The sequence below is a fragment of the Staphylococcus sp. FSL K6-0223 genome (assembly GCF_038008285.1).
Map to the genome: position 1 here is coordinate 386,747 of NZ_JBBOYX010000003.1, position 22,410 is coordinate 409,156.

Here is a 22,410-nt window from a genome sequence, read left to right on the forward strand (position 1 = left end):
AAGCTATTCAGTCCCTTCTTTTTTAAAAAATAAGCGTAAAATGTAGTAAAATAACGTGCCTGCAATAACACCAATAGCTAAATTATTAGTAATTAAAATTAAAATCATCGTTAATCCCATAACCAATCCACGTTTAACTGGTGCACCTTTAATATGTTGAAAAGTGCGTCTATCAAAGGTATTAAAAGAAATAGTAATGAGTACCGAAGCGAGTACCACCATTGGTATTAAACCAACAAGTTGTCCTAAGACGAACACACATAATAATAAGAAAATACCGGTAGTGAGCGTCGCTACTCGTGTTCTTGCTCCCATACGATAATTAAATTTCGATTGTCCAACTAAACCGCTTGAACCATATCCTCCGAATAAACCAACGATAATATTTGATAACCCTTGTCCTACAATCTCTCTGTCTTTATTAGTTGGATGTTGTGAAATCATATTCATCATATCATTTGTTAAGTTGGTTTGGATTACTGAAATAACGGACATTGTGAAAGCATATTTTAAAGCAATGAAGAAAGCACTCAGTTCAAACATTTCTTGAGGTATATGAATCGATGGCATTGAAAAGTGTATATCCGCCATATCATGTACGTATTGCAAATTCGGATGAATAAGCCATGTCGCAAATGTTAATACGATAATAGTAATCAGCGGTGCCGGAATTACTTTAATTGTTCTAGATGAAATAAAAATAATTATAAAAGTGAGTGCACTTACCACATAAGTTGCTATTGAGATACCAAATATATACTTCATTTGTGTCCACAATAATAGAAGTCCCAAGGCGTTCATAAACCCTATCACAACAGTATTAGGTATGAGTTTTAATATTTTATCAATATGGCATAAACCATATATAAATAAAATCATTCCCATGAGTATGGTTGCAAGAGCCAAATAATGAACCCCATATTGTTCTACTAAAGGCCCACCTATGATAGAAATACCACTACTTGGTCCTGAAACCATTGCTAACCTTTTACCGAACAAAGAAATGAGACACATCATTAAACCACAACTCATCAGTCCTAACGTTGGCTTAATATGTACTATAAAAGAAAAAGCAATAGCTACTGGTAATAGTGCTAATGCCATGAGTATACCTGCTAAAATATTTTGACCATAATGACCTTTCCATTCCTCTATATAAGCAATTTTATGCAACTCGGTCATTAATACATCCCCTTTTTGCTAAGCTTTAGAGGCTTCATTTCAAACTATTAAACCTCTCATATCGATATAAGTATAATCTTTATTTTCACTTTTTCACTATATTATAAACCTCTCGTTTAAATATAAAAAGGCGAGCCCTCAAAGGACTCGCTAAAGACTATAAACGAACGCTTTAACTCTTATTGATAACATAACCGCCTAGCTCATTTACAAGTAACTGATTTACTTTAATCTAACTTAAATTCATTATCCACGATAACTTTACCATCTTTAATCACTTTTTGAGCGTGATTAATACCGAAATGATATGGGATATACTCATGGTTTGGCGCATCCCAAATTACAATATTTGCTTGGTCCCCTTGATTAATCGTACCTGCATCAGCATCAATTGCTTTAGCTGCGTTTACTGTCACGGCATTCCAAACTTCATTTGGTGATAATTTTAATTTCAATGCAGCAATCGCCATCGCAAGTTGTAAATTATTTGTTACGCTACTACCTGGATTGTAGTCAGTTGCTACTGCAATCGCACCACCATTATTCAACATACCACGTGCATCAGCGTAGTCATTTTTATCTAAGTAAAATGTTGTAGCAGGTAATAATACTGCCACAGTATCACTATTTTTAAGTTTAGCTTTACCTTCTTCACTAGAGGCAACTAAATGGTCAGCTGAAATTGCACCTTCATCAATAGCCAACTCTAATCCGCCTAATGGATCAATTTCATCAGCGTGAATTTTAACTTTAAATCCAGCTTCTTTAGCCTTTTCCATATATCGCTTAGATTCTTCAACCGAGAATACACCAGTTTCACAAAAAATATCAGCAAAATCTGCATATTCTTTAACTTCTGGTAATAATTCAATCATTTCTTCTAAGAACGCTTCATTAGATTCAGCTTCTTCAGGCACTGCATGCGGCCCTAAGAAAGTGTGTTTCATGTTTAGGTTATATTTTTCAGCTAAACGATTCGATACTCTTAACTGTTTTAATTCATTTTCTTTATCTAAACCATAGCCACTTTTACTTTCTACTGTTAACACACCATGTTTAATCATTGTAAGTAAATCATGCTCTGCTTTTTTGAAAAGATCTTCCTCATTAATTTCTCGAGTAGACTTTACAGTTGAAAGAATACCTCCACCAGATTCCAATATTTCTAAATAGGATTTCCCTTGGCGTTTTAATGACATTTCATGTTCACGTGAGCCACCAAAAATGAGGTGTGTATGCGCATCTACAAGTGCAGGAGATACCACTCTACCACTAGCATCAATGACCTCTTTAGCCTCATAGTCATCTGTATGAGGTCCAGAGTAAACCACTTTCCCATCTTTAATTACAACTGTACCATTCTCTACAACTTCTAATTCGTCCAACTCTCTCCCTTTTAAAGGTTTGTCAGTAGATTTAGGTAAAATTAATTCTTGAATATTTTGGATTATTAAATCATTCATTATTTATCACCTGCTTCATCAATCATTGGAATTTGGACACCTTTATCTTTAGCCGTTTTAATAGCGATGTCATATCCTGCATCAACGTGTCTCGCTACTCCCATACCCGGATCTGTAGTTAAAACTCGTCCTAATCTTCTATCAGCACGTTCTGAACCATCTGCTACTACTACCATGCCAGCGTGTAATGAATAACCCATACCTACACCGCCACCATGATGGAATGAAATCCAAGAACCACCAGCTGCAGTATTAATCAATGCGTTGAGCACAGCCCAATCACCAACTGCATCACTGCCATCTTGCATACCTTCAGTTTCGCGGTTAGGACTTGCTACTGAACCAGAGTCTAAATGGTCACGCCCTATAACGATGGGTGCTGAAATTTCTCCATCACGTACAAGCTTGTTTAAAGCTAGACCCATTTTTGCACGTTCACCATAACCTAGCCATGCAATTCTTGATGGTAAACCTTGATACGAAATTTTTTCTTCAGCTAAATCTAACCATCTTAATAATTTTTCATTATCTGGGAATAATCTTCTCATTTCTTCATCAGCACGTTCGATATCTTTAGGATCACCACTTAATGCTGCGAATCGGAAAGGTCCTTTACCTTCACAGAAGAGTGGACGGATATATGCTGGAACGAATCCTGGAAAGTCGAAAGCATTTTCAACACCATTATTGTATGCAACTTGACGAATATTATTACCATAATCAAATGCTACAGCACCATTTTTTTGGAATTCCAACATCAACTCAACGTGCTTAGCCATTGAAGCTTCAGATAATTCTACGTATTTTTTTGGATCTTCTTGACGTAATTTCTTCGCTTCCTCAACAGAATATCCTTGTGGCACGTAACCATTTAATGGGTCATGCGCACTCGTTTGGTCTGTAATGATATCAATTTTGAAACCTTTATCTAAAATTGCTTTATGAATATCCACTGCATTACCAACTAAACCAATTGATAGAGCTTCACCTTTGTCTTTTGCCTCTTGAGCCATTTTTAGAGCTTCATCTAAATCCGTAGATTTAATATCACAATATTTTGTTTCTACACGTTTATCAACACGTGTTTCATCAACGTCCACACAAATTGCGACTCCGTTATTCATAGTTACAGCAAGTGGCTGTGCCCCACCCATACCACCTAAACCTGCAGTTAAAGTAATTGTTCCTGTTAAATCACTTTTATATTCTTGATTAGCTAATTCAGCGAAGGTTTCATAAGTTCCTTGAACGATACCTTGTGAACCTATATAAATCCAACTTCCAGCGGTCATTTGACCATACATGATTAACCCTTTTTTATCTAGTTCATTAAAGTGATCCCAGTTCGCCCATTCTGGAACTAAAACTGAGTTTGATATTAAGACACGTGGCGCTTCTTCATGCGTTTTAAATACGGCAACTGGTTTACCAGATTGCACTAACATCGTTTCATCTGCTTCAAGATCACGTAAAGTGTTTTCAATTGCTTCAAACGCTTTCCAATTACGAGCAGCCTTACCAATACCTCCGTAAACAACTAATTCTTCAGGATGTTCAGCAACTTCTGGGTCTAAGTTGTTATATAACATTCTTAATACCGCTTCTTGCTCCCAACCTTTACACTCAATATCTAAACCCTTTTTTGCTTGAATTTTTCTCATATTAATCTCTCCCATCTGGAATAATCATTCAAACCTATTTAAATGAGCTCAGCAGTCCTATTTGAAAAATAAACCCCCTTCTAAACGAATATTAATTAAGAAGCTTTAATGCCATTAGAAAATTAATTAAATATTCAAATAATTCAAATTCCAAACATTTAGACTGCTTTAAATATCTTACATTTATAGTATAATGTACTAAGATATAGACAACAAATATAAATAAACTAATTATTTATAACTTAAAACTATAAATAGGGGTGTCACACTTGAAGATTATTCAACTTGAATATTTTTTAGCTATAGTTAAATATAATAGTTTTACTAAAGCGGCTAATTTTCTTCATATAAGCCAACCTTCTCTAACAGCAACCATTAAAAAGATGGAAGCTGATTTAGGTTATGACTTATTTATGCGTACAACTAAAGACATTAAAATCACTGAAAAAGGCATTCAATTTTATAAGCATGCGACACATATCGTACAGGAATATCGTTCCACAGTTGAAAAAATGTATGACTTAAATATTACATCTGAACCTAGAATTAAAATGGGAATGTTAGAATCCACAAGTCAATGGATGGGTAAAGTGATAAAACAACATCATAATGATTATCCTAATCAACAATATCGTATGTACGAAGTACATGACCGTCATTCATCTATAGACAAATTGCTTAATTTTGATGTTCATTTTGCACTAACGAATGAAGAAATCACTCATGAAGATATCGCATCTATTCCATTGTATAAGGAACCTTATGTGTTAATTACTCCTAAGGATGAATTTCCAAATCAGAAGACGATTACAATTGAGCATCTTCCATTAATAATGCCAAACAAAAATTCACAAGTACGTGACCATTTAGATGATTATTTCAATCGTATGAATCAACACCCTAATATAGTCTTAGAAGCCGATCGCTTTGAATCAGCAACAAACTTTGTTCATTTAGGATTAGGTTATGCAGTGATACCTCGTTTTTATTATCAATCAAATTTTACTAATGATTTGGATAGTATTAAAATTCGCCCGAATTTAGGACGTAAGATTTTTATTAATTATTTAAATAAGCGTAAGCATTCTGAACAAGTAATGTCTTTAATACAACTTTGTATAGCGTATTGGGATACTTAAATAAACTTATATTAAAAAAAGCCCAATTAGCGTTAAAATTATCTTTGCAACGCTAATTGGGCTGTTGTATATCATGAATATTTATTTTTTCACTATTGGTAGTCCATTTTTTAAAGGTATTAAATTAAGAAATGATGAACTAAGTTTGCTACAAGTTTCGCAGTACGATTATCTAAATCATACTCAGGATTCATCTCTGCTATACTAATCGAAGCCACTTTCTCACTAGGAATAATACGTTTCGCTAGCTCAAATACAGTATGAGGATAGATACCTAAAACGGCAGGTGCACTCACACCAGGCGCAAATGCACTGTCTACAACGTCCATACACACAGTAAACATTATGACATCATGATCATGTATAAAATGTTCAATCATATCTTTAATCGGGGGAGAAACTTGGTGTAGCAACTCATCTGCGTACACATATTGAACATTCTTCTCTTTAGCATAATCGAATAAACCTTGAGTATTACCACCTTGAGAAATACCTAATACCATGTAATCAGCATTATCGTCTTGATCTAGAATTTGTCTAAAACTAGTACCCGACGTAGACTCACCTTCGTCACGAGTATCAAAATGCGCATCAATATTTATAACACCGATAGACTCATTTGGATAAACTTTACGCGTGGCTAAATATTGTGCATAAGCAATATCATGTCCACCACCAAGTAAGAAAGTTTGTTTATGATTTTGAATTGATTTCGCTGCAAGCTCAGCATACTCTTGTTGCGTATCTATAAGTGAATCATGATCATGTTCTACATTACCGTAATCAATGAGCTCTTCACATTGATTTAAATCTGGCAAACCAGCAAAGGCTTGTTTAATTTTATTAGGTCCTTCTTTAGCACCTACACGACCTTTATTTAATTCAACCCCTTTATCTACAGCATATCCCAGTATACCTACACCTTTGGGGTTATTAGTCTTTTCAACTTTAGTTAAATCTCCAAATTTTACAGTTTGGAAATGTCTAAATTGTCTTAAATCTGTTTCACTATCTAAACGACCTTTCCATAAATCCGGTTCCGCAAGTCTATACATGATATTTCCCCCTTAATTTATTTATTATATAAACTATTTAAAGTATAACTATTGATGTTATCGAATTCAACGCTAGTAGTTAAGTGATACCCTCTATTAAAATTGATTAATTACGATTATCTAACAAAATACTTCAGGACTATTACATTTTTATGATAATTAAAATAGACAATTTAAACATATGCTTGTAAGATGTATAATTGTAAATAAAAGAAATTTGGCTGTTACCTAATGGAGGTTACAAAAATGAAAAACTCTCGAATTTCTGGGTTTCAATGGGCAATGATGGTCTTTGTCTTCTTTGTTATTACAATGGCCTTATCCATTATACTTAGAGATTTCCAAGCGTCCATTGGAGTTAAAAGATTTGTTTTTGACATCAAAGACTTAGCTCCATTTATTGCATCATTAGTATGTATTTTAGTATTTAAGTATAAAAAAGAACAATTAGCCGGATTAAAATTTTCATTCAGTCTAAAAGTTATTGAACGTATCCTATTAGCACTTATTTTACCGCTTATCATTTTTATGATTGGTATGTTCTGTTTCAATACTTTTGCTGACAGTTTTATCCTTTTACAAACATCAGATTTATCAGTATCTTTAATTACAATTCTAATTGGCCATTTATTAATGGCGTTTGTTACTGAATTTGGTTTCCGTTCATACTTACAAAGTATTCTTGAATCTAAGATGAACACATTCTTTGCTAGTATTATTGTAGGTGTAATTTATTCAATCTTCACCGCAAACACTACTTATGGTATTGAATATGCTGGTTACCATTTCTTATATACATTTATGTTCTCGATGATCATTGGTGAATTAATCAGAGCAACACATGGACGTACAATCTATATTGCGACTATATTCCATGCAGCAATGACATTTGCCTTAGTTTTTCTTTTCAGTGAAGAAACTGGTGATCTTTTCTCAATGAAAGTGATTGCACTTTCCACTACAATTGTAGGCGTATTGTTTATCATTATCAGTTTAATTATTCGTGCCATTGCTTACAAAACAACGAAACAAAGTTTAGATGAGGTGCAACCCAATAATTATTTAGACCACACCGAAGAAGATGATTTTGAAAGTCATAAAAATGATGATTCAAAAAATCATCAATTTGAAAATGATAGCGTTGCTAATAAAGAAGATAATAATTCAGAAGCGAGTTCAGAGCATTCAAACACTAGTGATACAGATTTAAAGGACAGCGCTAAATATACAGAAGATCGTCATTCATCTGTTGTTAGCGATGTAAAGAAAGAAATTAATCAAGTTGAAGAACAAGACATGAGTGATTCAACTAAAAAAGAATAATTAAGTATATTAAAGGCAACTTCTAAATTAATTCAGTAGAAGTTGCCTTTTAATTTTGTTTATTCAAATTCTAAATTTCATTTGCAAAACCATATTTTGATACCAGAATTAATGACAATACACCTATGTAAGTCATTTCAAAAATTTATCTCATCATCTTAACTCAATTTATTTATCCATGATTTTTACGCCATTTTGGGTACCTACAATCACTTGATCAGTCATATCGAGAAAATATCCTGTTTCTAATACTCCTGTTAAATGAATCAAAAATTCATGCATTTCATACGGATCAATGCCTTCTGGTAAATTACAATCTAATATATAATTTCCATTATCTGTTGTAAATGGAACGTCTTCATTCACACGTCTATTCACTTTTACGCCCTTAATACTCTCAATCTTTTTGGAAACTTGATACCAATTAAATTTATCAACTTCAACTGGTAAAACAAACGTTTGACCTAAATAGTCAACGATTTTATTTTCATCGGCAATGACAACAAATTTTTCAGCCATTTCATCAATCACTTTTTCTCTGAACAGTGCACCGCCCCCACCTTTAATAAGGTTGAGATTTGGATCAACTTCATCTGCACCATCTATAGCAAGATCAATTTTTTTTACGTCGTTGACTTCAACAATGTTTATATCTAACTCCTTGGCAAGAAAAGCAGTTTTATTTGATGTGCACACGCCTGTAATTTCGTAATGATGTTGATGAATCAACTCAGCAATTTTAGGTACTAACAACTCAATAGTACTTCCTGTACCGATTCCGAGTGTCATACCATCTTTTATTTGGCTCGTTACATCATCTAATGTCATAAGTTTAAGTTCTTTTACGTCTTTCATTAGCCGAAAGTCTCCTTTTCTCTTTAATCCTTAATATTATTTTACATGACTTTGTTTATTTTTGAATACCCGATTACTTTTAAAAAAGTCTGTACATTATTACTTCATCAATTTTTAAATTTTTGAAAGTGTTGCCGAAGCAACCTTTATATTTTGAGATAATAAATAATTTTAAAACTAAAAAATCGGATACTATTGCTATTATGCAATGTATCCGATATGAGTTACTTTTCGTTGATTTGATAACTTGTTTTAGAAAAATATGGTGTATGAGCATTTAAAATTGAATGTGCTTTTTCTCCATACATATTAATGTCATTAGGAATATGTTGCGTTTCTACTGTGAAACCAGAATGAGATTTATAAATATTAAAATCGCTGTCCCAATTTTGAGGTTCGTTAAATGTAAATATAACCATATTGGGCATGTCCGTTTCGATCAGAAGTTCAAACTCTTTATTATCTATAGCAAGTTGTTGGTCACCCACTTCAAATGGATGATCTAAACCTTTATAACGTTGCATTTGTTCTTGAAGCTTTTGATTCGTACTATCAAATATATCTTTAAAGAGAATGTGTTCGTCTTCAAATATTTGGCTAAAGTTGAGTGGCTCATCTCCTGTCACAATATTTTCATCATCAAGTGTATACATCTTTAACGATGAACTGGACATTCGATGATTATCAACCACATTATTATCACGATTTAAATTAAAATATACATGGTTTGTAGGGTTGAATAATGTCCTTTTCGTTGATTCAGCTTCATATTGTATAGTCCATCGATGGTCAGCATCATATGTATGCGTTACCTTAATAGTCATATCTCCAGGATAATGATCTTCCATTTCTTTAATTGTTGTAGTGAATATAATTTTAATTTGTCCAATTTCATCAATAATTTCATAATCAAAGATACGTTTATCCAGACCTTTGGAACCACCATGAATATGATGTGGGCTATCATTGTTCTCTAATTCATATGTATGTCCATCTAACTTAAATGATGCATCTTTAATCCTACCTGCATAACGACCAATTGTCGCACCAAAGTTAAATGGATTTTCAAAATAGAATTCATCCGCTTCTACTACATTCCCTAAAATAATGTTATTGTCATGATATTTCCACGATACAATTCTAGCACCGTAGTTCGAGAATACAATTTTTGTTTCATCATTATCGATTTTAATTAAATCAACATCATGTCTTTGATGCTCAACTTCAACTATCATTACATAATCTCCCTTTCAACCACGTTAAATTAAGCTCTGCTAGGTAATAACATGACAAGCACACCGATGATACATATTATAGCGCCTATAACATCATATTTATCTGGCGATTGTTTATCTACTACATAAGCCCAAAACAGGCTCATTATAATAAATACGCCTCCATAAGCTGCATATACTCTACCAAAAGTAGGAAATGATTGAAACGTTGCAACCACGCCGTAAAGTATGAGTATGATGCCTCCCATTAAACCTAGCCAATATGTATGGCCTTCCCTTAACCATAACCATATTAAATAGCCTCCGCCAATTTCACAAAGGCCTGCTAATATAAAAATAAATACTGGATAAAACACGATACAATGCACCACCCTATCAAACAGTCTCATTCTTTATTGTTTAGAGGTAGATAAACTCAAAAGAAATTTATTTAATATGTTAAGTTACATTGTATCAATGTTAAATTCTATAAATCTATCATTAATTTAACGACGATGTTTTCACTTACATATTGTTACACTTTTTCTTTTATTATTCCATAGGTTAACCACATAAAAAGCCAAATATTTGATGAAAATTCAAATACTTGGCTTTACTGAGTTATTTATTTTTAATGAGTTGATGTATAGATTTAAATAATCCTTTCTCAAATGTGAGAACAGAATCTTTATATGTTTTTACTGCTATCCATAATAATAAGATAATCACAATCACTGATAACCCCATGCTGACAATAATTTCCCATATGTCTAGATCAGATGATTGAGACCGTACTAATAATTCGAACGGTGCTAAAAATGGTATAAAGCTTGTAATCTTAGTGAGTAACATATCTGGCTTCATGATACTAAATATCGCGATGTAAAATGCAATCATAGCTAATAATGTTAATGGCATTAAAGTTTGATTCATATCTTCAATTCTTGAGACTAGCGATCCAAGAATAGCTGCAAGCAACACATAAGAGAAAATACCTACAATCAGACATAGCAAGCTCACAACAATAATTTGCCATGCAAGGTGATTCATTTGTATATCAAAGTTTTTGAACAATTTCTTTAAATCAAATGCAAATATACATATTAATGCCGTAAGAATAATCATGATAACTTGAGTGAAAGCAACAGCAATTACTGCAGCAATTTTAGCAAGTATATGTACAACTGGTGAAACACTTGTAATTATCATTTCTATCACCCGTGATGTTTTCTCCGTAGCAATTTCCATTGCCACTTGACCTGCAAAGTTGAAAATGATGAAAAATATTAGCATTAATGTTGCGTAAATCAAAATGTAATTTAGCGTTTTTTGGCCAGAATTTAATTGACTATCTTCTTTATCAGACATGATTTTACTATCTACATGACTTTGCGATTGCAATTGTTTTAACTCTTTTTGGCTTAAGTCAAGCTTTGAGGCAACTAAATGAGATTGCATTGTTGTTAATACTTCAGTAAACCGCTGTTTATCTTCAACATCAACATTGTCCTTACTTAATATAGTACCTGACAATTGATTATCTTTATTTTGATTGACTATATAGGCTCTATCTAATTTTTCATTTTTAACTAACTTTTCTGCTTTGGTTTTACTTACTTTTTTAAATTTCGCGTCATTTTCAAGACTATGTCCTTGTTGCTTTAACACTTTATATATTTGTTCATTCTGTGTAACTATACCTACTTTATCTGGACCATGATCAAATAACCCCATAATTTTATCTATGTTTGAAAGTCCAACCATGAGCACAACAACGATGGCCATAAATATAATAAATGCTTTTGATTTAATTTTACTCATATAAGTGAGTTTGAATGTTGACCAAAATTTACTCATGTAGTTCACCTACTTTATCGATAAATATATCATTAAGCGATGGTTCTAAGACTTGAAAACGTCTCACGTATCCTTGTTTAATTACAGTATTATAAATCTTTTCCGCAACCGCTTCATTTTCAATCGTTAAACGAACATCATGTTTACGATGCTCCTTTTTCAAGATTCCTGGTATATCATCAAGACCATCTATCTGATGATCTGATTCGACGATAACTAATTTATTACCATGTTCAGAGCGAACTTTCTGTATATCTCCTGAAACAACAAGTTGTCCTTTATCAATAATACAAACGTCATCACATAGTTCTTCAACGTGCTCCATTCGATGTGAGCTATATATTATAGTAGATCCTTTATCATTTAAATCTTTAACTGCACGTTTAAGTAATTCCACATTAACGGGATCTAGCCCACTAAAAGGTTCATCTAAAATAAGTAATTCTGGCTCATGAAGCATACTTGCAAGTAATTGAATTTTTTGTTGATTACCTTTAGATAAAGATTGAATACGTTTCTTTCGATTCTCAGTAATTGCAAATCGCTCTAACCAATAATCAATACGTTGTTGAATATCTCTACTTGATAAACCTTTTAAAGTGGCAAGATAAGTGAGTTCTTCCTCTACAGTCATTTTGGGATGTAGGCCACGCTCTTCTGGCAAATAGCCAACTTTGTTATACATATGTTTGTTAATATTTTTCCCCTCATATGTAATATGGCCTGTTGTAGTTTCACTTAAGCCAAGAATCATGCGAAATGTCGTTGTTTTTCCCGCACCATTTCTCCCTAAGAATCCCAACATTTTCCCCTTATCAAGTCTTAGCGAAATATCATTTACTGCTGTAAAATCTCCAAATTTCTTGGTGACATGTTCAATTAACAATCCCATCGTTTCTACTCCTAACACTAAAATTTCTATTTTGAATTCTTTTTCAATATAACATTATTTAATTACATAATATAAGTAAACTTCATAAAATTAATAAACTTTACAAATAATTTTGAAAGCCCTATCATTATTCACAAACAATTCATCGTTAAATTAACGTTGATGATCTTCATAAAATAAAGGGGTTAGTAAAATGAGCTACAGTATTGGAATTGATTACGGCACCGCTTCTGGTCGAGTAATTCTGGTGGATACATCCAATGGCGATATTATTTCAAGTTATGAAGAAACATATCCTCACAGTACTATTGCTGAATCACTATACGGGGAAACGTTACCGCGTAATTATTTTTTACAAAATGCTGATGATTATCAGTACATACTTGAAAATGGTGTTACGCATGTATTAGAAGAAAGTCAAGTGAATAGAGATGAGGTAATAGGAATTGGTGTAGATTTTACAAGTTGTACTATTGTATTTTTAGATGAACATTTCGAACCTCTACATAGACATGATAATTTTAAAAGTAATCCCCATGCATATGTCAAATTATGGAAGCATCATGGGGCTCAAGATGAAGCAACACAAATGGTTGAAGTTAATCAACAAGAGAATCAGAACTGGCTTGATTATTATGGTTCAAGCGTTAATAGTGAATGGATGATTCCGAAAATACTTGAAATGAAACATAAAGCTCCTGAATTGTTAGAACATACTCATTATATTATGGAAGCTGGAGATTACATTACCAGTTTACTTACATATAAAAATATACGTTCCAATTGCGGTATAGGTTTCAAAGGCTTTTGGGATAGAGAAAATGGTTTTAACTATGCGTTTTTCGAAGCTGTAGACAAAGATTTACCTAATATTGTAAAAGAAAAATGTGAAGCACCAGTAATTAATATTGGAGAAAGCGCAGGCACTTTAGCTGAATATTATCAGGAATTGTGGGGACTTCCCTCTCAAGTTCAAATTTCTCCATACATGATTGACGCACATTCAGGCGTTCTAGGAGCAGGTGCCATTGAACAAGGCGAATTCACAGCTGTAATTGGAACGAGTACCTGCCACCTTATGCTAGATCCTAAACAAGAACCTATTCCTGCAATTACTGGTTCAGTAAAAGATGCTATTATACCCGGTTTATATGCCTATGAAGCAGGCCAAGCCGCAGTTGGTGATCTATTTAGTTACTCAGAACAATTAGCACCTAAGTCAATTACTGATACTGCTCTTGAAAATGATGTCCCCTTACTTGAGTACTTGGAAGAGTTAGCAAGTAATATTAATGTAGAAGATCAACATATTATAGTACTTGATTGGCACAATGGTAATAGAAGTATTCTAAGTGATAGTTACCTTACAGGTAGTGTGTTCGGTTTAACATTACAAACACCTTTCGAAATGATTCATCGCGCATATTTAGAATCAACTGCCTTCGGTACTAAAATGATAATGAATCAATTTGAAGATCATCATATTCCCGTTCATACTGTTTATGCTTCTGGTGGCATCCCTAAAAAAAGTAAACTCTTAGTCGATATTTACGCCAATGTGTTAAATAAAAAAGTAGTTGTGCTTGAATCATCAAACGCAACAGCATTAGGCGCTGCTATGTTAGGCGCAAATGTTGGTGGTGCTTATTCGACGCTTAAAGATGCTGTAAAACATATGAAGCAACCTATTCATTACGTTAAAGAACCTGAAAGCGAAAAAGTGAAAGCTTATGAAAGACTCTTTGATAAGTATCGTCAACTTCATGATATTCTTGGACGTGAACATCCAACTTTATCTTATATACACAAATAATAAATAGTGGTCAAAGTAGATATTTTACTTTGACCACTATTATTTTAAGCTTTTTTTATCTTGTGTACTTTGAATAAAGCAATGGCTATAAAAATGATAATTATAAGAAGTGTAATCAAAGGTGCATACGGCATATGGTGCATAACCCCTGAAATGATGATATCAACAATGGATATGATTAATAATGCAGGTAATAACCATATACAATTTTTGGCATATTCCATTTCTATTCTCATTCGTTCATACTCATCGCTAAAATTGTATTGAGGGATTAAATTAAGTAACCTATCTGCGGTATTCAGCTTTTCCTTAGCTGGTGCGGTAGGTGTCTTTGATACTTTAATCCTTTTATCACTTGATATCATAATTATAAATGGTACAACAAATGGAGTAATTAGCGATAATTGAAACCTATCGATATGACCCTTAGTTACTAAAGGCACAATGATTAAATTTACTAAAAGTAAATAAATGCTAGTAAGACCGAAAGCTATCATACGTTTTTTTAAACTCATTTTTTAAGCCACTTTTTCTCTTCTTCATTTCTAACATATATTTCTTTCGATTCTTCACTATATCCATTTGTCATTAACATACATGCTAATACGATGAGACAAAGTAATACACCTATTAAATAAGGTGATAAATAAGACCTCTCAACATCAAAAATAGCTTCAAAGTATAACAAAGCCAACATTAAAATAGATACAAGGGCACTTATTTTAGCAAATAAGCGATTAAATTGTTCTAGTTGATACTCGTCTTTGACATTAAATAGCTTGCTAACCATTTTTATCCTCCCAAAACAAATCGTTCAATGTGACATTGAGTTCTTTAGCGATGTTTATACATAAATTCAAAGATGGATTATATCTATCATTTTCTATCATATTAATCGTTTGTCGAGAAACGCCTACTGCTCGGGCTAAAGCAAGCTGCGATATTTTTTGATGTGCTCTATATTGCTTTACTCTATTCAATGTTACAGCCCCTTTTCCTCAATCATAATTACTTTTATCATAATAAAATGAACAATGAATAGTCAATTATATACGACATCCTTACCTAAAAAAACGACCTCATAAAGAGATCGCTTAAAATTTGAAATTATTCATCTTTATCTAATGGATTATGATTTTCGCCATCTAAACTATGATTGAAATCTGTAAATTTAGTACTTGGACCATACTTATTAGTTTCTTTTTTACTATTTAAACATGTCATCACTAAAACATAAATTGAGAAAGCCCAGATGAATATATTTAATATCATAATAAAAGTTAAAGCATATCCATTTTCAGACGTATTAGGATTTTCCACAATAATATTAGATATGATATATATGATAAAATTGGCAACAATAAAACAAATAGGTATCAACATTGAAAGTGACAAATCATGAAATCTACGCACTAAAATAGCTAAATTGGGAATTAATGTTGCGAGTGAATAGATTAGATACCATAAACCACCTATAATAAGACACGCTCCACCGAAGAGAAGACTACCTTCTTTATTACTTATTGCACCAGAAATAATAAAAACATACCCAAGAAATAGTCCTATGATTCCAGGAATCATAAATATTAAATTCCACAACATAGCATACCAAAATTCACTACGTCTTGAGCGTCCTTTGAAGTTCACATAGTTAGACCAAAATAATTTAAGCGCTTGTCCAAATCTCGCTTTTTGTCGCATATTCAAATCTCCTTTATGCTCTGTTATGTAAAAGTGTTTTAAATTTATTTACTCTTTGATAAATTAAGAAGAGTAAACTTGGAAAGTAACTAGCATTTTGAGTATATCAAAACATATGTTTAATCAAAATATATAATTAAATTTAATTCTCAATTTTAAAAGTCAAAAAGAATTCTTATTATAAATTTCTAAGGTGAGATCACAGTGGACTTTATTAATAAACAAACGATTCAAACAGCAAAAGATTTATTAGGGGTTAAAATCATATATCAAGATGAATACCAATATTATTCTGGTTACATTGTAGAAACTGAAGCCTACTTAGGTTTTAAAGACAAGGCTGCACATGGTTATGGTGGAAAGCAAACTCCCAAAGTCACCTCACTATACAAAAATGGTGGGACTATATACGCACATGTCATGCATACTCATTTATTGATTAATTTTGTTACTCGCACTGAGGGTGTTCCAGAAGGAGTACTCATCCGTGCAATTGAACCAGAAGACGGTATTGAAGCAATGAAAGCTAATCGTGGAAAAACTGGATATGAGATAACTAACGGTCCAGGTAAATGGACTAAAGCTTTAAATATACCAAGAGCTATCGATGGCTCAACATTAAATGATTGCAGATTATCCATAGATACTAAAAATAGAAAATTTCCTAAAGAAATAATTGAAAGTGGAAGAATAGGCATCCCTAATAAAGGAGAATGGACTGATAAACCCTTACGTTATACTGTCAAAGGAAATCCCTATGTATCACGAATGCGTAAATCAGACTTTCAAAACCCAGATCATACTTGGAAATAATTAGAAAGCGAGGAACTCGTTAAGAGCATCCTCGCTTCTTTGCATTTAATTCACTTTAATATCTCCTGAATCATTAAATAATTGTAGTTTTTTACTACCATTACCTACTTTTTTATCTTTTAATTCCCTTAACCCTACATAAGAATCACCTGAATCATTATGTATTTTTAAAAGGGTATCTTTAGGCTTTTCTTTATAATGTAATGAAATATCTCCTGAATCATTTTTAATATTTGTATTTACATCAGGTTGCATTTTTTGCAAATTAATATCTCCTGAGTCATTGATCAATTTTATAAGTTTTTTGGAATTAATATTTGATGTTGAAATGTCTCCTGAATCATTATTCACATAAAGCTGATCAAACTTACCTTTGTTAATTGATATATCAGCTGAATCAGCATTCAATTTTGCTTTTTCAACATTAATATTATTTACTTTTAAATCTCCATCATTCGCATTCACAGACAATTTATTAGTTTTTTTAGGAACTGTTATAGTGATATGATTTTCGACATTATTTAAAGGCCTAAAGTTAATCACTGATTCTTTAGTTTCTTCTTTAAGAATCCACTGTTTATCTTTAATGTAACTCTTAACTTTTACATTCTTATCATCACCTCTAGATGTTACTGAGAAGTGATTTCCTTTTTTGATTGTAACATCGCTCATGTCAGAATTGACTTCAATCGAGCGAATATCTTTTTTATATTTTTTTGAGAGATTTGTCGTTACTTTATCGTTGTAGCTATCTTCTTTTTCAAGTTTTTCTCCTTGTGCATACAGACCTATACCACATATAACAACTAAAGCAAAGCCAAAAATAAATAATGTGATAAGAAATTTCTTCATGACTGAACACTTCCTTTCACAACTGAGACATTCCATTTTAGATATTTCACAATCATAATATATATCCATTTAATAATATAAATAGTTATAACTACGACCATTAATCCAATGCCGAACATTAGTCCAGCCATAAAAACATCGTAAAGAATAATTGAACTAAAACCATCAATAAATCCTTTAACAATTAGCATTATTGGTGCAGCTAGCATTGAAATAGTGAAGAGAATTAAAGATACAATTGCAAAAAAGATCATGACAGCGGGGAACAATATAATAAAGAAATTGAATAAACTGAGTCCCATAACTGCAATAATCGCAGAAAAAATATTACTTATTGAGCTATTACTTTTTGCTCTCTCGACCGCTGCAGTTGCTCTTAATTCTTTTGCAATAGATTTTGGATTACCTAGTTCTTGAGAAATCTGTTCTTCAGATTTCCCTTCTTGTTTTCCACTATAGAAATGTGTTTCATACTCATTTAGAATATCTTGCTTCTCATCATTATTGATATGTCCTAAATATCTCTTTAATAACTTTAAATAATGATCTTTATTCATTTGCTTCACTCTCCTCTATAAATTGATTGACTGCTTTAGAGAATAAATCCCATTCTTTTTTAAGTATGTCTAATCTTTCCAGCCCTTGTTCAGTAAGACTATAATACTTTCGAGATGGACCTTCTGATGATGGTTGATAATAAGTAGCAAGTTCTCCACTTTTGACTAAACGTCTTAACAATGGATACACAGTCCCTTCCGCAATAGTCATATAGCGTGAGATATTTTGAACTAAAGAATACCCATATTGATCTTCTTTTTTAATAATTAATAAGACAATTAACTCTAGAGCGCCCTTTTTAAATTGAGTGTTCATGTATCTACCTCCTTTATGTATTATTCAGTATTGAACAATACACAGTAGTTGTTATAACTAATATAGCACCCACTACTGTACATTGCAAGGTACTGATTATTAACATTATGTAAATCTAACGAGCATTTTTTAATTTATTGTTAAACTTATATTTAATTCAAATTAAAATGTTCTGAATACTAGATATATATAAATAATATTATTTGATTTCCTAGATTTATTTAAATTCTACATGTATAATGGTTATTATGGCTTTTTATAACGCTTACATAATTATATAGATTAAGTATTAAACATAGGTTTTGGGACTACTTCTAAGGGGGCATTTTTATGATAGAGTTAGATGCAATCACAACCTTGTGTTTAGCATGTGTTCTATATTTAATCGGACAATCAATCATTAATCATGTATCGATATTAAGGAGAATATGTATACCTGCTCCAGTTATAGGCGGTTTACTCTTTTCAATTCTCGTAGCCATTCTTGATTCTTTACATATTGTTAAAATCAAACTCGATGCATCATTTATACAAGATTTCTTTATGTTGGCCTTTTTCACTACTATTGGATTAGGCGCATCATTAAAGTTGTTTAAAATTGGCGGTAAAGTCATGCTTCTTTATTTCATGTTTTGTGGAATCATGGCGATATGTCAAAATATTATAGGTGTATCTCTCGCTAAAATTTTAAATATCCAACCTTTATTAGGGTTAACTGCTGGCTCTATGTCAATGGAAGGTGGACATGGTAATGCAGCTGCATACGGTAAAACAATCCAAGACATGGGTGTTGATTCCGCTGTAACCGCAGCACTTGCTGCCGCAACACTAGGTCTTGTTTTTGGAGGATTAATCGGCGGTCCAGTTGTTAAATACTTAATAAAACGATATAACCTTACTCCAGAACATCGTGATGAATCATATAAAAATTATGGTGAAGTAGAATATAACCAATCACTTCATAATAAATTTAAACCAACACAAATATTTTTCATTCAATTTACAATTCTAGTATTTTGTATGGCTTTAGGGACATATATCGGAGATACATTCACTCACATGACTGGCGTCAACATTCCTATGTATGTTGGTTCAATGTTTGTTGCCGTTATCATTCGAAATGTATCAGAATTTGCTGGATTAAACATTGTTGATTTAAAAATTAACGACCAAATTGGTGATATCTCACTTGGTATCTTTTTATCTTTAGCATTAATGAGTATTCAGCTTACCGAAATTTATTCACTCGCTATTCCTTTAATCATCATTGTATTGATACAAGTTGCCTTCATGGTACTATTCTCTATCTTCGTATTATTCAGAGGACTAGGTAAAGACTATGATGCTGCAGTAATGGTTGGTGGATTTATTGGTCATGGTTTAGGTGCGACACCTAATGCAATGGCTAACCTTGACGTTATTACTAAAAAGTATGGTAGCTCACCTAAAGCATATCTTGTAGTTCCTATAGTTGGTGCATTTTTAATAGATCTAATCGGCGTTATTATTGTAATGAGCTTTATACAATTCTTTAGTTAATACGTAACGTCTAATAGCATTAAAACAATCATGCATATAATTAAACTAAAAAAGGCTGAAAGAAAGCTTCGTAATGAAGCCTTCTTTCAGCCTTTAATTTATACTTTCGTACATTTTATATATTAAACTTTAGCCTCTGTGAATATCTAAGCCACGTTGTTCAATCCAAGAAAGTAGTTTAGGACTAAATACAATATCTTTATGAGTAAGTGAATCAATATCTTTAGCATCTAACATCGTCATAATTTTTTTCATATGATTTAAGAAAGATTCTACATATTCAATCGTATTAGTAATACCTGATTGCTCTACTTGATTTAAAAATGGTCTAGACATACCAACAGCTTTAGCACCTAAGGCTAAACTTTTTACTGCATCTAAAGGTGTACGTAACCCACCACTTGCAAATACATTTAATTTATCTTGATAATCTGTACTTTCAAGTAGAGATTCAACTGTCGATTGCCCCCATTGGGTTAAGTAATCCATATCTTTATTTGAACGACGTTCATTTTCTATATCAACAAAATTCGTTCCACCACGACCACTTACATCTACATATTGAACGCCAATTTCAGCTAAAGACTTAAAGGTCTCTTTACTCATACCAAACCCAACTTCTTTAACAATTACTGGTACATCCACGCGATTCACAATAGCTTCTATATTATCCATCCAAGTTACAAATTCACGGTTACCTTCTGGCATAACCAATTCTTGTGGTGAATTCACATGAATTTGTAATGCCTGTGCCTCAAGTAATTCAACTGATTGTAACGCCTTTTCAACAGGCACATCTGCACCAACATTACTAAATATCATACCTTCAGGATTAGTCTGTCTTACAATGTTAAATGTATCTGCCATTTTAGGGTTTCTTAAAGCAGCATGTGTAGATCCAACCGCCATTGCTAGTCCAGTTTCTCTAGCGACTACTGCTAACTTTTCGTTAATTTGCTTCGTCCAATCACTACCACCCGTCATCGCATTAATATACACTGGGGATTGCATATCAAAGTGAGAAGTATGACTTGTTAAATCAACTTGATCGACATTAATGCTAGGAATGGAATGATGAACAAATCTTAATTTATCAAAATCAGATTGAGGCGCATCATGTTGAGACATAGCAATTTCTACATGTTCATTTTTTCTTTGTTCTCTCAGTGAATCACTCATTGAAATACCTTCCTTTGTTTAAATTCAAATATTTTTGTTAAAGTTTTAGAACCATTTTTTCCTTTTGAAAAAGACGACTAAAACAATTGTTATCACAAGCATTACGCCTAAACATATAAAATAAGCATAATGCCATTTTAACTCTGGCATATAATCAAAGTTCATTCCATAAACACCAGCTATAAATGTTAAAGGTGAGAAAATAACTGATACAAGTGTGAGTATTTGCATAATACTATTCATTCTAAATGAGGTGAATGACTCATAATTTTCTCGAATTTCATTTGTCATTTCTTGAGCTGTTCTAATGACATTTCTCTGTTTAATAAGGTGGTCATCAATATGTTGAATGTACATTGAGTGTTTAGCATCTTTAATGATATTACCTTCACTCTTAATCGTATCAACAACTTCTTGCATTGGAAACATAACTCGTTTAATTTTAATCAAATCTGAACGTAACTGAAAAACGTTTTCCATCACATTTTTACTATAGCGATCATCAACATGACGAGCTTCAAAATTATAAACTTTATCTTCAATACCATATACGAAATCGAAATATTTATCTACCATACTATCAAGTATATGTATCACTATATCCGCGCAATCTAATTCTGAATCATGGTTTTCAGCATTATATTCGGCGACCCTCTTTAAAGATTGAAAAGGTTTATGATGATACGTGACAAGTATATTATTTTGAAGAAATACATTTAATGCGATGGGTGAATAATCTTTATCAATAATACTATGAAAAATCATATATTGATATTCTTTATATTCTTTGTATTTAACTCGTGGTATACCTGTAATAGCATCATCAATTTCTAAATAGTTAAAATCGAATTTATTTCTTAGAAATTCATTTTCTTTATTTGAAGCATTTTCAAAATCATACCAAATAATTGTCGCATCACTAGGGACGTCTTGAATATTTGATACTTCCGTAAGAGGTTGTGTTAAAGATTGATATCTTACGGTCATTGTCATCTTACT

23 protein-coding genes are annotated in these 22,410 nt (G+C 32.3%); 5 read left to right on the forward strand and 18 right to left on the reverse strand.

From position 1 onward, the window contains the following. Positions 1 to 3: 3 nt before the first annotated feature. The 3 genes from MHI13_RS19230 to hutU form a co-directional block, all read right to left on the reverse strand. Positions 4 to 1,182, reverse strand: coding sequence for a SulP family inorganic anion transporter (locus MHI13_RS19230; RefSeq protein ID WP_002432553.1), 1,179 nt, complete (start codon positions 1,180 to 1,182; stop codon positions 4 to 6). A 227-nt stretch (positions 1,183 to 1,409) separates the two neighbouring features. After that, entirely contained in the window at positions 1,410 to 2,645 is a 1,236-nt protein-coding gene (gene hutI, locus MHI13_RS19235) for an imidazolonepropionase (RefSeq protein ID WP_002432478.1), read from the reverse strand. Further along, positions 2,645 to 4,306: a urocanate hydratase gene (gene hutU / locus MHI13_RS19240; protein WP_002432204.1), complete on the reverse strand. Its 1,662-nt coding sequence runs from the start codon at positions 4,304 to 4,306 to the stop codon at positions 2,645 to 2,647. The genes hutI and hutU overlap by 1 nt, the downstream gene beginning before the upstream one ends. A 269-nt stretch (positions 4,307 to 4,575) precedes the next feature. Here hutU and MHI13_RS19245 point away from each other — a divergent pair, with 269 nt between their 5' ends. Then, the gene (locus MHI13_RS19245; protein ID WP_002432524.1) at positions 4,576 to 5,445 is read left to right on the forward strand and encodes a LysR family transcriptional regulator; all 870 of its coding nucleotides are present in this window, start codon (positions 4,576 to 4,578) and stop codon (positions 5,443 to 5,445) included. Between the two features lie 119 nt (positions 5,446 to 5,564). Here MHI13_RS19245 and hutG read toward each other — a convergent pair whose 3' ends face one another. Further along, complete coding sequence (gene hutG / locus MHI13_RS19250) at positions 5,565 to 6,500, reverse strand: formimidoylglutamase (protein ID WP_002432611.1); 936 nt, start codon at positions 6,498 to 6,500, stop codon at positions 5,565 to 5,567. Positions 6,501 to 6,746: 246 nt separating this feature from the next. Between hutG and MHI13_RS19255 the strand changes: the two genes are divergently transcribed. Beyond that, positions 6,747 to 7,823 (forward strand): CPBP family intramembrane glutamic endopeptidase, encoded by a 1,077-nt coding sequence (locus tag MHI13_RS19255; protein WP_049428334.1) that lies wholly within the window; start codon positions 6,747 to 6,749, stop codon positions 7,821 to 7,823. Between the two features lie 168 nt (positions 7,824 to 7,991). Here the strand turns inward: MHI13_RS19255 and MHI13_RS19260 are convergent, their stop codons facing one another. The 5 genes from MHI13_RS19260 to MHI13_RS19280 all read right to left on the reverse strand — a co-directional run bounded on the left by MHI13_RS19260 (position 7,992) and on the right by MHI13_RS19280 (position 12,641). Beyond that, positions 7,992 to 8,678, reverse strand: a complete 687-nt coding sequence (locus tag MHI13_RS19260; RefSeq protein ID WP_002432473.1) for a ribose 5-phosphate isomerase A — start codon at positions 8,676 to 8,678, stop codon at positions 7,992 to 7,994. A 224-nt stretch (positions 8,679 to 8,902) separates the two neighbouring features. Next, a complete protein-coding gene (locus MHI13_RS19265) occupies positions 8,903 to 9,913 on the reverse strand; it encodes an aldose epimerase family protein (protein ID WP_002432689.1) in 1,011 nt (336 codons plus the stop codon). A 29-nt stretch (positions 9,914 to 9,942) separates the two neighbouring features. Beyond that, on the reverse strand, positions 9,943 to 10,269 hold the full coding sequence (locus MHI13_RS19270) for a YnfA family protein (RefSeq protein ID WP_002432587.1): 327 nt from the start codon (positions 10,267 to 10,269) through the stop codon (positions 9,943 to 9,945). 244 nt (positions 10,270 to 10,513) lie between these two features. Then, the gene (locus MHI13_RS19275; RefSeq protein WP_002432299.1) at positions 10,514 to 11,749 is read right to left on the reverse strand and encodes an ABC transporter permease; all 1,236 of its coding nucleotides are present in this window, start codon (positions 11,747 to 11,749) and stop codon (positions 10,514 to 10,516) included. Beyond that, entirely contained in the window at positions 11,742 to 12,641 is a 900-nt protein-coding gene (locus tag MHI13_RS19280; RefSeq protein ID WP_047796619.1) for an ABC transporter ATP-binding protein, read from the reverse strand. The genes MHI13_RS19275 and MHI13_RS19280 overlap by 8 nt, the downstream gene beginning before the upstream one ends. A gap of 193 nt (positions 12,642 to 12,834) precedes the next feature. Between MHI13_RS19280 and MHI13_RS19285 the strand changes: the two genes are divergently transcribed. Continuing rightward, positions 12,835 to 14,454 (forward strand): ribulokinase, encoded by a 1,620-nt coding sequence (locus MHI13_RS19285; RefSeq protein ID WP_002469695.1) that lies wholly within the window; start codon positions 12,835 to 12,837, stop codon positions 14,452 to 14,454. A gap of 44 nt (positions 14,455 to 14,498) precedes the next feature. Here the strand turns inward: MHI13_RS19285 and MHI13_RS19290 are convergent, their stop codons facing one another. The 4 genes from MHI13_RS19290 to MHI13_RS19305 form a co-directional block, all read right to left on the reverse strand. Further along, positions 14,499 to 14,969 (reverse strand): hypothetical protein, encoded by a 471-nt coding sequence (locus MHI13_RS19290; RefSeq protein ID WP_002469689.1) that lies wholly within the window; start codon positions 14,967 to 14,969, stop codon positions 14,499 to 14,501. Continuing rightward, positions 14,966 to 15,244 (reverse strand): hypothetical protein, encoded by a 279-nt coding sequence (locus MHI13_RS19295; RefSeq protein ID WP_002469682.1) that lies wholly within the window; start codon positions 15,242 to 15,244, stop codon positions 14,966 to 14,968. Before MHI13_RS19295 ends, MHI13_RS19290 begins: the two co-directional genes overlap by 4 nt. Beyond that, positions 15,237 to 15,434 (reverse strand): helix-turn-helix transcriptional regulator, encoded by a 198-nt coding sequence (locus tag MHI13_RS19300; protein ID WP_002469691.1) that lies wholly within the window; start codon positions 15,432 to 15,434, stop codon positions 15,237 to 15,239. The genes MHI13_RS19295 and MHI13_RS19300 overlap by 8 nt, the downstream gene beginning before the upstream one ends. Positions 15,435 to 15,561: 127 nt before the next feature. Further along, positions 15,562 to 16,155 (reverse strand): DUF805 domain-containing protein, encoded by a 594-nt coding sequence (locus tag MHI13_RS19305; RefSeq protein WP_002432520.1) that lies wholly within the window; start codon positions 16,153 to 16,155, stop codon positions 15,562 to 15,564. Between the two features lie 204 nt (positions 16,156 to 16,359). On the opposite strand from MHI13_RS19305, the gene MHI13_RS19310 reads away from it, so the two are divergent. Next, positions 16,360 to 16,968: a DNA-3-methyladenine glycosylase gene (locus MHI13_RS19310; protein WP_002432906.1), complete on the forward strand. Its 609-nt coding sequence runs from the start codon at positions 16,360 to 16,362 to the stop codon at positions 16,966 to 16,968. Positions 16,969 to 17,013: 45 nt separating this feature from the next. On the opposite strand, the gene MHI13_RS19315 is transcribed toward MHI13_RS19310, so the two are convergent. Genes MHI13_RS19315 through MHI13_RS19325 form a run of 3 tightly spaced genes read right to left on the reverse strand, consistent with a single transcriptional unit; the run spans position 17,014 to position 18,693 of the window. Beyond that, positions 17,014 to 17,820 (reverse strand): DUF4097 family beta strand repeat-containing protein, encoded by an 807-nt coding sequence (locus tag MHI13_RS19315; protein WP_002432679.1) that lies wholly within the window; start codon positions 17,818 to 17,820, stop codon positions 17,014 to 17,016. Continuing rightward, a complete protein-coding gene (locus MHI13_RS19320; protein WP_002432644.1) occupies positions 17,817 to 18,377 on the reverse strand; it encodes an HAAS signaling domain-containing protein in 561 nt (186 codons plus the stop codon). The genes MHI13_RS19315 and MHI13_RS19320 overlap by 4 nt, the downstream gene beginning before the upstream one ends. Then, positions 18,370 to 18,693 carry a PadR family transcriptional regulator gene (locus MHI13_RS19325; protein ID WP_002432916.1) on the reverse strand — a complete coding sequence of 108 codons (324 nt, stop codon included), beginning with the start codon at positions 18,691 to 18,693 and terminating at the stop codon, positions 18,370 to 18,372. Before MHI13_RS19325 ends, MHI13_RS19320 begins: the two co-directional genes overlap by 8 nt. Positions 18,694 to 19,023: 330 nt before the next feature. Here MHI13_RS19325 and gltS point away from each other — a divergent pair, with 330 nt between their 5' ends. Beyond that, positions 19,024 to 20,232, forward strand: coding sequence for a sodium/glutamate symporter (gltS, locus tag MHI13_RS19330; protein ID WP_002432341.1), 1,209 nt, complete (start codon positions 19,024 to 19,026; stop codon positions 20,230 to 20,232). A gap of 129 nt (positions 20,233 to 20,361) precedes the next feature. Here the strand turns inward: gltS and fni are convergent, their stop codons facing one another. Both fni and corA read right to left on the reverse strand, forming a co-directional pair. Further along, positions 20,362 to 21,411, reverse strand: coding sequence for a type 2 isopentenyl-diphosphate Delta-isomerase (gene fni, locus MHI13_RS19335; RefSeq protein WP_037550155.1), 1,050 nt, complete (start codon positions 21,409 to 21,411; stop codon positions 20,362 to 20,364). A gap of 45 nt (positions 21,412 to 21,456) precedes the next feature. Next, a complete protein-coding gene (corA, locus tag MHI13_RS19340) occupies positions 21,457 to 22,404 on the reverse strand; it encodes a magnesium/cobalt transporter CorA (RefSeq protein ID WP_002432313.1) in 948 nt (315 codons plus the stop codon). Positions 22,405 to 22,410: the final 6 nt, after the last annotated feature.